This is a genomic window from Mycolicibacter sp. MU0083 (genome assembly GCF_963378075.1).
Taxonomy (GTDB): Bacteria; Actinomycetota; Actinomycetes; order Mycobacteriales; family Mycobacteriaceae; genus Mycobacterium; species Mycobacterium kokjensenii.
The window spans coordinates 1,106,318-1,118,835 of record NZ_OY726394.1 but is presented as its reverse complement, the minus strand read 5'-3'; the positions used below and the strand labels follow the sequence as shown (position 1 = coordinate 1,118,835).

At 68.2% G+C, this 12,518-nt stretch carries 9 protein-coding genes; all 9 read right to left on the bottom strand.

Annotated elements, in window-relative coordinates:
- Positions 1–6 precede the first annotated feature (6 nt).
- On the bottom strand, positions 7–828 hold the full coding sequence (locus RCP38_RS05310) for a hypothetical protein (RefSeq protein ID WP_308476017.1): 822 nt from the start codon (positions 826–828) through the stop codon (positions 7–9).
- Between the two features lie 213 nt (positions 829–1,041).
- Positions 1,042–2,952, bottom strand: coding sequence for an ABC transporter family substrate-binding protein (locus RCP38_RS05305; RefSeq protein WP_308476015.1), 1,911 nt, complete (start codon positions 2,950–2,952; stop codon positions 1,042–1,044).
- Positions 2,953–3,020: 68 nt separating this feature from the next.
- Complete coding sequence (gene typA / locus RCP38_RS05300) at positions 3,021–4,904, bottom strand: translational GTPase TypA (protein WP_308476014.1); 1,884 nt, start codon at positions 4,902–4,904, stop codon at positions 3,021–3,023.
- Between the two features lie 51 nt (positions 4,905–4,955).
- Positions 4,956–5,357, bottom strand: coding sequence for a MarR family winged helix-turn-helix transcriptional regulator (locus RCP38_RS05295; RefSeq protein WP_308476012.1), 402 nt, complete (start codon positions 5,355–5,357; stop codon positions 4,956–4,958).
- A 23-nt stretch (positions 5,358–5,380) separates the two neighbouring features.
- Positions 5,381–5,716 (bottom strand): DUF732 domain-containing protein, encoded by a 336-nt coding sequence (locus tag RCP38_RS05290; RefSeq protein WP_308476010.1) that lies wholly within the window; start codon positions 5,714–5,716, stop codon positions 5,381–5,383.
- Positions 5,713–6,453: a respiratory nitrate reductase subunit gamma gene (gene narI / locus RCP38_RS05285; protein WP_308476008.1), complete on the bottom strand. Its 741-nt coding sequence runs from the start codon at positions 6,451–6,453 to the stop codon at positions 5,713–5,715. Before narI ends, RCP38_RS05290 begins: the two co-directional genes overlap by 4 nt.
- Positions 6,450–7,118: a nitrate reductase molybdenum cofactor assembly chaperone gene (gene narJ / locus RCP38_RS05280; protein WP_308476006.1), complete on the bottom strand. Its 669-nt coding sequence runs from the start codon at positions 7,116–7,118 to the stop codon at positions 6,450–6,452. The genes narI and narJ overlap by 4 nt, the downstream gene beginning before the upstream one ends.
- Positions 7,115–8,722, bottom strand: a complete 1,608-nt coding sequence (gene narH / locus RCP38_RS05275) for a nitrate reductase subunit beta (RefSeq protein WP_308476005.1) — start codon at positions 8,720–8,722, stop codon at positions 7,115–7,117. The genes narJ and narH overlap by 4 nt, the downstream gene beginning before the upstream one ends.
- Complete coding sequence (locus tag RCP38_RS05270; protein WP_308476004.1) at positions 8,722–12,444, bottom strand: nitrate reductase subunit alpha; 3,723 nt, start codon at positions 12,442–12,444, stop codon at positions 8,722–8,724. The genes narH and RCP38_RS05270 overlap by 1 nt, the downstream gene beginning before the upstream one ends.
- Positions 12,445–12,518: the final 74 nt, after the last annotated feature.

Genomic DNA, 12,518 nt, shown 5'->3' with positions numbered 1-12,518 from the left:
GATCGGTCAGAACAGGCCCGCGAACAGCCCCGCCCAGTCGAGGTTGCCCATCAACAGCGCGAGGTTGTCGGCCTGCAGCGCCTCGATGATCTGGTCGAACTGGTCCGGGCTGAAGCCCAGCAGGGTCTCCCAGTCCACCGCGGCGATCTCCGGCGCAAAGCCCCCGAGCAGGGTGGTGTGCGGGTCGTAGGCGATGCCGAACAGGCTGTTGAATGCGGCCTCATTGTTCGCCAACACCGTGTTGTTGAGGCTGAAGATCCAGGTCACGGCATCGTTGACGGCGGGATCGTCACCGAAGATGCGGTCGGCGGCCGCCTGCTGCGCAGCGACGAGAGCACTGTTGAACTCCGTCTCCGCCGCCACGATCGCGTTGTTCAACGCCTGCTGCAGATCCGGAATGGCCTGCATCATCCACACGATGCCGGCCGCGGCACTGGCGGCGGCGGTTCCCGCGGCCTGCTCGCCGCCGCCCACCGCGCCGGTGGCCGGGGTGACGAACGCACCCGGATCCGGGTCGAACTGCAAGCCGAGCGGCAGATTCTGCGGGTCGAAGTTGCCGCCGGTGAGCTCGGTCAACTCGTCCTGGCTCAGGGCGTCGACGTCCAGCCCCGATCCGGCGCCCGCGTTCTCACCGCCCCGCCCGAACAGCAACTCACCGATGTCGACGTACTGTCCCTGGTAGCCGGCATCGCCGATGACGTCGGGGCGGACATGGTTCTCCACGATGTCGAGGACCGGATGCGCGTCGACGTTCGCCGCAGCCAGATCGACGCCACGGACCTGGATTTCGGGTAGATCCGGGTTGGTCGGCGTCAGGACCGCGATCAAGCCACCGAAAGTCAGGGCCGACGCCGCAACAGCGGCGCTCCGGCGAATGAGGTGTTCCATGTACCCAGTCCCCCTCCGACGTGTCCCGCGCAGGTTTCTTAATCTTATCCAAGAATTACCTGTGCGCAAGACGCCGTTAACTCCGTCGTCAGCCGACGGCGACCTCCCCCGGTGCCGTTCGGATTGAGAAAGAGTAGCGCGTCCGCTGAGCCGCTACGGCAACTTCACCCAGTTACCGGCCCCGCCGACGATCCCGACCGGCACCGATCCGGTCAGGCTGACGTTTCGCACGCTCGGGCCCACCGCGACGATCGTGGTGTCCTGCAGGATCGGCAGCACCGTCGCCATGGCCCATAACCGGGGTTCGACCGCGGCGATGACGTCCCCGATGGCCTTGCTGCCGTCGAGTGCCGCATCGATCTCCGCCTGGATGGCGCGGTCACAGATACCGGTGACGTTGGAGGGGGCCTGCACCAGTGCCCGCGGGGGCGCGGTACGCGGGGGCACGTTCGGCGTCGACGGGCCGGGCTCCGGCGTGGCTGACGGCGGCCGGGACGTCGGCACGTGGTCGGGGGCGGGAACCGGCACGCCCGACGTGGCCACCGTCGTGGGGGCCAGGGCACCACAGCCGTATCGCGATGCCAACAGGGTCGCCAGGTCGCCGCCGGCCTGCTGCCAACCGACGATCGCGTCCACCTGGTGGGTGACCAGTGCCTCCCGGTACAGCTTCACCGGGTCCAACGCCAGCACGGTGGCCGCGACGCCGCTGTTGCGTAGCTGGTCGGCGGCGGTGTTGGCCACCGCCATCGAGGTCGGGTCGTTGGCCGCCACCCCGATGACCAGCGTCAACTGTTCACCGTCCTTGCTGATTCGGCCATGGGTGATCTCCGGCGGATGCGGCAGGCCGGTCGCGCCCGCGGGCGGGACCACCGCCGACGGGGGTGCGTTCTTCTCGATCCGGTAGCCGGCCGACTGCAACAACGCCAGCGCGGCGGATTCCGACATCGCCGGCGGCGCGGTCGGCACATAGCCGGGGTCGCTGGGTGCACGGACGTGGGCCTGGTCCAGGGTCACCGTGTTGTCGCTGCCGGCGCCCACCGTGGCCAGCAGTCCCACGTCCAGCAGTCCCAGGAGGGCGCGGCGGACCCGCACGTCGGCCAGTTTGGGTTCGGTGGCCCGCAGGGCCATCTGCATCACCCGGGGGGTGACCACGCGGGTGGTCTGCACACCGGGGATCACCGACAACTGTGCGAATGCCGCCGAACCGCCGTGCACCTGGGCCACCTGGGTGTCCCCGTTGCGGATGGAGTCGGCCAGCGCGGCGGCCGCTCCGGCGCGGCGGAACAGCACCAGATCGGGTTTGGCCGGGGGTCCCCAGTAGCGGTCGTTGCGGGCGAGCAGGATCGCGTCACGCTGCGGATCGATGTTCTCCACCCGGAACTGGCCACCGGTGACCGGCAGCGCCCGGGCCAGGCCCGCGGAGAATCCGCCGGGGATGTCCTTGACGATGTGTGCGGGCAGGATGTTGCTGAACAGCTCCCGCCAGGCCGGATACGGCTTGGCGAAGGTGACCACCACCTGCTTTCCGCCCTCGACGGAGTGCACGCCCGTGATCAGGTCGTAGCCCGCCGGGTCGACGACGCCGGGTTGGGTGACCATCTGCTGCCACAGGTACCAGAAGTCGTCGGCGGCGATCGGCGCGTTATCGGTCCAGGACGCCTCGGGTCGGATCCGGTAGGTCACGGTGAATGGCGCCTCGGAGGTCACCTTGGCCCAGACCAGCAGGGTGGGATCCATCTCCCACCGTGAGCCGGTCGGTGTCGAGGTGTCCGGGATCGGCCGGAACGCACTGGGCAGCACCAGCGAGCCGATTGCCGCGCTGACCGCGGACAGGTCCGAACGCAGGTGCGGATTGAAACCGGCGCCGATCGAGTCGATGCCCATGATGATCTGGCTGATCCGCTGCGCCGGCGGTGCGACGCTCTTCGGCGTCTCGGTGCTCTGCGGCGCCGGTGGCGGGTTGACCGCACACCCCGATACGGCCTGCACCGCACCCAGCAGCGCCACCGAAATCAGGGCCCCCGCCGTGACTCGGGCGCGGCGGGCTGGTCTCGGCACGGGCACCAGGGTATCCGGGGGACGATTTCGGCGCGAAAACCGACGCGCGGCAGCGCGCAAGACCGCTGACCGATCTAGAGGTTCTTGGCCCGCGAACGTGCCCGCGCCCGCAACGTCGAGTCCAGTTCGACCTTGCGCACCCGCACCACCTCGGGAGTCACCTCGACGCATTCGTCGGCGGCGCAGAACTCCATCGCCTGCTCCAGGTCCAGCTCGATCGGCCGGGCCAGGGTCTCCATCACGTCGGCCGTCGAGGACCGCATGTTGGTGAGCTTCTTCTCCTTGGTGACGTTGATGTCGAGGTCTTCGGCGCGCGGGTTGATCCCGACGACCATGCCCTGGTAGGTCTCCTGGCCCGGTTCGACGAAGAACTGCCCGCGGTCGGCCAACTGGATCAGCGCGAACGGGGTGATGGAACCGGCCCGGTCGGAGACCAGCGAGCCGGTGTGCCGCGCGCGGATCTCGCCCGCCCACGGCTGATAGCCCTCGAACACCGCGTTGGCGATGCCGGTGCCGCGGGTCTCGGTGAGGAAGTCGGTACGCCAGCCGATCAGTCCGCGGCTGGGAATGATGAACTCCATCCGCACCCAGCCGGTGGTGTGGTTGGCCATCTCGGTCATCCGGCCCTTACGCGCCGCGGCCAGCTGGGTGATGGAGCCGACGTACTCCTCGGGGCAGTCGACGGTGAGGTGCTCGAACGGCTCGTGCACCTTGCCGTCGACCTTGCGGGTCACCACCTGCGGCTTGCCGACGGTCAGCTCGAAACCTTCCCGGCGCATCTGCTCGACGAGGATGGCCAGCGCCAGCTCACCGCGGCCCTGCACCTCCCAGGCGTCCGGCCGGCCGATGTCGACGACCCGCACCGAGACGTTGCCGATCAGCTCGGTGTCCAGCCGGGTCTTGACCATCCGGGCGGTGAGCTTGTGACCGGAGACCTTGCCGGCCAACGGCGAGGTGTTGGTGCCGATCGTCACCGAGATCGCCGGCTCGTCGACGGTGATCCGCGGCAGCGCGTGGGGTGCCGCGGGGTCGGCCAGGGTGTCGCCGATCATGATGTCGGGAATCCCGGCGACGGCGACGATGTCCCCGGCGCGGGCCTCTTCCGTCGGAGTGCGCTCGACCCCCACCGTGACCAGCAGTTCGGTGATCTTGGCGGTGGTGGTCACCGGCTCACCGTCGACCTCGCGCATCCAGGCGACCTGCTGGCCCTTGCGGATGCGGCCGTTGGCGACCCGGATCAGTGCGAGACGGCCCAGGAAGGCCGAGGCATCGAGGTTGGTGACCAGCGCCTGCAGCGGAGCCTCCGGGTCGCCCGACGGCGGCGGCACGTGCTCGAGCAGCACGTCGAACAGCGGGTCCAGGTTGTCGCCGTCGGGAATCTGGCCGTCGGCGGGCGCGGTGGTGCTGGCCACCCCGGCACGACCGGACGCGTACAGCGTCGGCAGTCCCAGCGCATGCTCGGCGGCGGCCTGGGCCGCGTCGTCGAGGTCGCTGGCGACGTCGAGCAACAGGTCGTGGCTGGCGTCGACGACCTCGGCGATACGGGCGTCGGGGCGGTCGGTCTTGTTGACCACCAGGATCACCGGCAGATGCGCCGCCAGCGCTTTGCGCAGCACGAAGCGGGTCTGCGGCAGGGGGCCTTCGGAGGCGTCGACCAGCAGGACGACCCCGTCGACCATCGACAGGCCCCGCTCCACCTCCCCGCCGAAGTCGGCGTGGCCCGGGGTGTCGATCACGTTGATGACGGTGACGGTCCCGTCCGGGTGGTGGCGATGCACGGCCGTGTTCTTGGCCAGAATCGTGATGCCCTTTTCCCGCTCCAGATCACCGGAGTCCATCACCCGCTCTTGCGCCTCACCGCGCTCGGCAAGAGCGCCGGACTGGCGGAGCATGGCGTCGACCATAGTCGTCTTGCCGTGGTCTACGTGCGCGACGATGGCGACGTTACGAAAGTTCACCGGGCGATTCTGCCAGCGCTACCTGGCAATCGCGAAAACGTGAAAGATACATCACAGCGCGGGACGCAACCCCAGAGGGGTTTCGGCGCTGAACCGCTCCAGTTCCTCGAGGTGCAGTTCGGTCAGAGCTTGCAGGCACTGCGCCGCCGTCTCGGTCAGCTGCAGCCGGATCACCCGCTGGTCACCGCTGTCGCGGACCCGGACGACCAGGCCTGCGGCTTCGGCCCGCTGGATCAGTTCGCCGGCGCTGTGGTGGCGCAGCAAGAGGTATTCGGCGACCTCGCCGACGGTGGGTCCCCGGGAGTCGCTGTGGCCCCGGATCGCCAGCAGAAGCTGATGCTGCGCGGGGGTCAGCCCGGCGGCTTGGGCCTGGTCGGCACTCCAACGCTCGAACTGCCGCAGTCGCGTACGGAACGCGAGCAGCCGGGAATAGACGTCGTCAGGCAGTGCCACATCACGTAGCTTATGCCCCCTCGTCAGGCGGCGCCCGTCGTGTCGTTCCGCACCAGCTGATCCGGGCAGTACAGCTGAGCGGCGATCCCGACGAACTGGGTGCCGTGTTCGGTGGTCAGCCCCGGGTTGCGTTCCTTGAGCCCCTCCAGCACCTCCGCACTGGGCTTACCCTGCGCGATCAGCTTGCAGACCAGTTTCGCGGTGATGATGGCCTGATCCGGATAGCTGTAGGTGATGCCGGCCGCCGTCAACGATCCCAGGAAGGCGGCGTCAGCGTCACTGCCGACGGGGTCGGCGTGGGCCGGCCCGGCTACGCAGACCGCGGCTAGGGCGCCCAGCAGCGCCGTTCGGATCCTCACCAGCCCCTCCTCTGTGGACGTGAACCCATCGGCTGGTTCCTCCTTGCGACGTCGCGACTGCGGTAGACGATGTAGGGCCGGAACAGATAGCCGATCGGCGCGCTGAACGCGTGGACCAGCCGGGTGAACGGCCAGAGCGCGAACAGCATCAAGGCGATCATGACATGTATCTGGAAATACAGCGGTGCCTGCAACATCAGATCACCGCGCGGTTGCAGTGTCCAGATCGACCGGAACCAGACCGACACCGTCTCGCGGTAGTCGTGTTGCTCGCCGTAGGCCGTGGTCCCCATCAACGTGCAACTCATCCCGGCGACCAGCGCACACCCCAGAACCGCGTACATCAGCTTGTCACTGACACTGGTGGCCTTGAACACCGAACGTTCGGTACGGCGCCGGTAGATCAGCAGCCCCACCCCGACCAGGGTGGCGACGCCCGCGGGAATCCCAAGGATCATCGCCTGCAGGTGGTAGAGCCGATCACTCATCCCGATGGCGCGGGTCCACGACTCGGGGATGATGAGGCCGACGATGTGTCCGATGATCACCACGAAACTGCCGAAGTGGAACATCGGGCTGCCGATGCGCAGTAGTCGGGACTCGTACAGCTGCGACGAGCGGGTGGTCCAGCCGAATTTGTCGTAGTGATAGCGCCACCAGGTGGCCACCCCGGCGATGGCCAGCACGAAGTACGGTCCGATGTCCCACCACAGTTCGGCGTCGTTGATCAGCGTCATCGGGCCGGCACCTTCGGCATGCCCAGCGAGACGGACGCTGTGAACGGTTGCAGCCCAACGGCTTCCGCAGGCGGACCGGACGTCAGCAGCTGACTCACGTTACGCACCTCCTGGTCGGTCGCCGCCGGCAGCGTGGCGCACACCGCGGCGACGACATGGGCGTACGGCGACCCCGCATCGTCTAACGCGCGATGCAGGACGTCGATCGGCGTCCGGTGCGCCAGCAACAGCCGGCGGCCGGCCTCGGGGTCGACGGTGGCGGCGAACTCCAGGACCACCGGGAGATGGTCGGGTGCCTCACTCGTCGGCGGCGGCACGCCCGCCTGTCGGTAGGCGGTGGCGAACGCCAGCATCTGCATCCCCCGATTGCGGGTGTCTCCGCCGGTCCAGTAGGTCAGCAACATCGTCGAGCGCCGGCGCATGTCGAATGTTTCGACGTAGTCGACGGCGGCGGTCATCGGCTCGGTGTCGCGCAGTGCACCCACCGCGCGCCGCAGCAGGTCCGCGGCGGCCGGCCCGGTGTGGGCCAACAGGGCCTCGACGGTGTCCAGGCGTGCGCCCAGCTGCGCATCCGGGTAGGACAACAGCAACGACGCCGCCTGCCACACCGCACGGTCCGCGGGCCGGGCGCCGGGGCGGCGCCGCCCCGACAGGAGGCGCTTCATTTGTGCTCCGGGAACATCTCGGGCACCGCGCGGTCGCCGCCGCCCCAGTTGAGCAGGTTGGTCCGGCCCCGCGGCCGCCCGGCGGGTCCGCCGTTGTCCACCATGTGGAACGACGACTGCGGCTCGGTTCCGGAGGCGAACGGATCATCCTCGTAACCATCGGGCCCACCGGTGATCGAACAACTCATGTGCTCGAGTTCGTGTGCCTGCTGACTGTAGGCGGTCGGAATCACATAGCGTTCTTCGTATTTCGCGATCGCCAGCAGCCGGTACATGTTGTACATCTGCTCCTCGGTCATGCCGACCGAGGCGGGGATATGCGGCTGGGTCTCGCGCCCGAGGCTGATATCGCGCATGTAGGAGCGCATCGCGGCCAGTCGCCGCAGCACGTCCTCGACCACACCGGTGTCTCCGGCGGTGAACAGTTCGGCCAGGTAGGTCATCGGGATGCGCAGTGCTTCGAGCGCGCCGAACAGGTTTCCCAGGTCTTCGCCGTCGTGGCCGTCACGACTGACCGCGTCGACCACCGGTGACAGCGGCGGCACGTACCAGACCATCGGCATGGTCCGGTACTCCGGATGCAGCGGCAGCGCCACCTTGTATGTGTTGATCAGGGCGTAGATCGGAGAACGCTGGGCGGCCTCGATCCAGGCGTCGGAGATGCCCTCGGCCCGGGCGCCGGCGATCACCTGCGGGTCGGACGGATTCAGGAAAACGCCGCGCTGCGCCTCGTACAGATCGGTGTCTTTCTCCACCGACGCCGCTTCGAGCACCCGGTCGACGTCGTAGAGCACCAGACCGATATAGCGCAGCCGCCCCACGCAGGTCTCCGAGCAGATCGTCGGCAGTCCGACTTCGATACGCGGATAACAGAAGTGACACTTCTCGGCTTTGCCGGTCTTGTGGTTGAAGTAGACCTTCTTGTAGGGGCAGCCCGACACGCACAGTCGCCAACCCCGGCAGCGATCCTGGTCCACCAGCACGATGCCGTCTTCTTCGCGCTTGTAGATCGCCCCGGTCGGGCACGACGCCACGCACGACGGATTCAGGCAGTGTTCGCAGATCCGCGGCAGGTAGAACATGAAGGTCTCTTCGAGTTCGCTTTTGACCCGTTCACCGACCTTCGCCAGGATCGGGTCGTTGGCCAGAGTCTCCGGCGCGCCGGCGAGGTTGTCGTCCCAGTTGGGACCCCACTCGATCTTCATCGGCTGACCGGTGATCGAACTCTTCGGCGCGGCAACGGGAATGGCATCGCCCAGCGGCGCAGCGGTGAGGTTCTCGTAGTCGTAGGTCCACGGCTCGTAGTAGTCGGTCAACTGCGGCAGGTTGGGGTTGGCGAAGATGTTCAGCAGCTTGTGCAATCGTCCGCCCGCGAGCAGTCGCAACCGCCCCTTGCGGTCCAGGGTCCAACCGCCCTTCCAGCGGTCCTGATCTTCGTAGGTACGCGGATACCCGCCGCCGGGGCGGGTTTCTACGTTGTTGAACCAGACGTACTCGGTGCCCTCGCGGTTGGTCCACGCCTGCTTGCAGGTCACCGAGCAGGTGTGACATCCGATGCATTTGTCCAGGTTCATCACCATGGCCATCTGCGCCATTACCTTCATCAGTAACGGACCTCCTGACTGCGGCGCCGCACCACGGTCACCTCGTCACGCTGGTTGCCGGTCGGCCCCAGGTAGTTGAACGCGAACGCGTGCTGGCCGTAGCCGCCGGCGAGGTGACTGGGCTTGACCCGGATGCGGGTCAGCGAATTGTGGGTGCCGCCGCGCTTGCCGTTGGCCTCGGACCGCGGGGTGTCGACGGTGCGCTCCTGGACGTGGTAGACGAACACCACCCCGTCGGGCATCCGCTGGCTCACGATCGCGCGGCCCACGAATACGCCGTTGGCGTTGACCGCCTCGACCCAATCGTTGTCCCTGACATCGATTTTCGCGGCGTCTCCCGGACTCATCCACATCGTCGGGCCGCCCCGGGACAGCGACAACATGTACAGGTTGTCCTGGTAGGTGGAGTGGAACGACCACTTCGAGTGCGGTGTCAGGTAGCGCACGGTGATCCCGATCCCGCCGGGACTCTCGCCGAGTTCGGGGGCGTCGAACAGTCGCGCCATGTCCAGTGGGGGGCGGTAGACCGGCAGGTGCTCGCCGAGTTCCTCGATCCAGTCGTGCGCGGTGTAGAAGTGCATCCGGCCGGTCAGGGTGTGAAACGGTTTGAGGCACTCGATGTTGATCGTGAAGGGTGCGTAGCGCCGTCCACCGGTCTCACTGCCCGACCACTCCGGGCTGGTGACCACCGGCACCGGGCGCGCCTGGGTGTCGGCGTAGGTGATCCGCTTCTCCTCGCTGCCCTCCGACAGGTGCGCCAGTCGCCGACCGGTGCGTTTCTCCAACTCCCGGAAACCCGCCGTCGCGATCCGGCCGTTGGTGGTGCCGGACAGCGCCAGCACCGCATCGGCCATCCGGATGGCGGTGGTCAGCGCCGGGCGTCCCTCCCCGGCACCGGATCTCATCACCCCGAACCTGCCGGCCAGGTCCTCGACCTCGTCGTGCGGGAACACCGTATAGCCCTTGATCGTCATCCCCAGGGTGTCCACCAGCGGACCAAGTGACTGCCATTTGTCACCGATTGCGGTGTAATCGCGTTGCACCACCGTCACTTTGGGCATGGTCTTGCCGGGAATCGGCGTCTCGCCGGTACGCAGCCAATCGTGTTCGGTGCCGTCGGGGTAGGCCATCGCGTCGGGGGTGTCGTGCTGCATGGCCGTCAGCACCACGTCGTTGCGGACGCCGAGGTGGTCGACCGCGAGTGCACTGAACGTCCGGGCGATCGCGCCGAACGCGTCGTAGTCGCTGCGGGTCTCCCACGGCGGGTCGATCGCCGCGCTGAACGAGTGCACGTAGGGGTGCATGTCGGTCGACGACAGGTCCGCCTTCTCGTACCAGGTGGCGGCCGGCAACACGACGTCGGACATCAGCGTGGTGGAGGTCATCCGGAAGTCGATCGACATCAGCAGGTCGAGTTTGCCTTCGGGAATGTCGCTGTCCCAGCGAACATCCGACGGCTTCACGCCGCCGGGCGGAGGCTCGCCGAGCACGCCGGCATCGGTACCCAGCAGATGCTTGAGGAAGTACTCCCCGCCCTTGCCGGACGCGCCGATCAGGTTCGCCCGCCACACCGTCAACACCCGCGGCCAGTTCACCGGGTTGTCCGGATCGGTCACCGACAGCTTCAGATCGCCGGCGGCGAGGCGCTCGGCGACGTACTCCCCGGCTTCCCGCCCGGCGGCGTCGGCTTCGTCGGCCACGTCCAGACTGGAGCGGTCGAACTGCGGATAGAACGGGCTCCATCCCATGGCGGTGGCCGACGCCAGGATGTCCATGGTGTGCCGGCCGTCGAACCGGCCCCGCCCGAGCGGGGTGGTCAGCTTGTCGGCGCCGTAGGCGTCGTAGCGCCACTGGTCGGTGTGGGCGTACCAATACGAGGTGCCGGGCACCTGCCGGGGTGGTCGTGACCAGTCACTGCCGGCGGCCATCGTGGACCAACCGGTCAGCGGGCGGACCTTCTCCTGGCCGACGTAGTGCGCCCAGCCGCCGCCGTTGCGCCCCATGGACCCGGTGAGCATCAACAGCGCCAGCACCGCCCGGTAGGTGGCGTCGCCGTGGAACCACTGGCAGATTCCGCTGCCCATGATGATCATCGACCGGCCGCCGGATTCCTCGGCGTTGCGGGCGAATTCGCGTGCGATCCGGATCGCCTGCGCCGCCGAGACACCGGTGATCGGTTCCTGCCAGGCCGGGGTGTTGACCTGCGCGCCGTCGTCGTAGCCGGTGGGCCACGGTCCGGGCAGGCCCGGCCGACCGACCGAATAGTTCGCCAGCATCAGGTCGAAGACGGTGCAGACCAGGTGCTCACCGACCTGGCGGACCGGCACTCCGCGCTGCACCACGGTGCCCTGTCCGGTCACGGCGTCGAACGCGGGCAGCGAGACGACCGCGGCGCGCCGGTGGCCGTTGTGCGCGCCGGGGTCCAGCACGGTCAGCGCCGGCTGCAGGTCGCCGAGGTCCAGGTTCCATTTGCCGATCCCCTCGTCGCCCCACCGGAAGCCCAGCGAGCCGTGCGGTACGACGACGGTGTCGGTGGCCTCGTCGAGCAAGGCCGGTTTGAACGCGGCGTTCTCGGTGGTGGCGAGGTCTGCGCCCAGGTCGGCGGCGGTGAGGTTCTTGCCCGGCACCAGGTGGCCGTCGCGTTCCTCCAGTTTGATCAGGAACGGCAGGTCGGTGTAGCGGCGCACGTAGTCGGTGAAGAACGGCACCTGCCGCTTGACGTAGCACTCGGTGAGGATGACGTGCCCCATCGCCATCGCCAGCGCGGCGTCGGTGCCGGCCGCACAGGGCATCCACTCGTCGGCGAACTTGGTGTTGTCGGCGTAGTCGGGGCTGACGCTGACCACCTTGGTGCCGCGGTAACGCACCTCGGTCATCCAGTGCGCGTCGGGGGTGCGGGTGATCGGAACGTTCGAGCCCCACATCATCAGATAGGCCGCGTCCCACCAGTCGCCGGATTCCGGGACGTCGGTCTGGTCGCCGAACACCTGCGGCGAGGCGACCGGCAGGTCGGCGTACCAGTCGTAGAACGACGTCATCACCCCGCCGAGCAACTGGACGAACCGGGAACCGGCCGCGAAGGACACCATCGACATGGCCGGAATCGGCGAGAAGCCGGCGACCCGGTCCGGGCCGTGGGTCTTGATGGTGTGCACGTGCGCGGCCGCGATCATCTCGGTCGCCTCGGCCCAGGTCACCCGGACCAGCCCGCCCATGCCGCGCGCTCGCTGGTAGCGCCGCCGGCGCTCCGGGTCGGCCTGGATGTCGGCCCAGGCCAGGACCGGATCGCCCAGCCGCGACTTGGCCTCGCGGAACATCTCCACCAGCACGCCGCGCGCGTAGGGGTAGCGCACCCTGGTCGGCGAGTAGGAGTACCAGGAGAACGAGGCGCCGCGCGGGCAGCCGCGGGGCTCGTATTCCGGCCGATCCGGGCCCACCGAGGGATAGTCGGTGGCCTGGTTCTCCCAGGTGATGATGCCGTCTTTGACGAAGATCTTCCACGAGCACGACCCGGTGCAGTTCACCCCGTGGGTGGAGCGGACGACCTTGTCGTGACTCCAGCGGTCGCGGTAGAAGATGTCGGCTTCGCGGCCGCCCCGGTGGGTGACGGTGCGCAGGTCCGCCGAGACCTCGCCCGGTGTGAAGAAGCGGCCGCTGCGTTGCAGCAGTTCCTCGAGCGCACCGCCGATTGCGGGGTTGCGCGGTCGTGCTGCACGCGTCATCCGGGGTCTCCTTCGCCGGTCGCCGCGCCGCAGCGGTTCACACCCGTTCCCGAGCCGCCGCAACGCACCATTTC

Excerpts from the sequence above, each read along its gene's own strand:
- narI (WP_308476008.1), bottom strand. The coding sequence starts at position 6,453 with ATGACGCTGATCAACGACGCCGAACTGTGGTGGGACATCGGACCGTAC.
- narJ (WP_308476006.1), bottom strand. The coding sequence starts at position 7,118 with ATGAAGCGCCTCCTGTCGGGGCGGCGCCGCCCCGGCGCCCGGCCCGCG.
- narH (WP_308476005.1), bottom strand. The coding sequence starts at position 8,722 with ATGAAGGTAATGGCGCAGATGGCCATGGTGATGAACCTGGACAAATGC.
- RCP38_RS05270 (WP_308476004.1), bottom strand. The coding sequence starts at position 12,444 with ATGACGCGTGCAGCACGACCGCGCAACCCCGCAATCGGCGGTGCGCTC.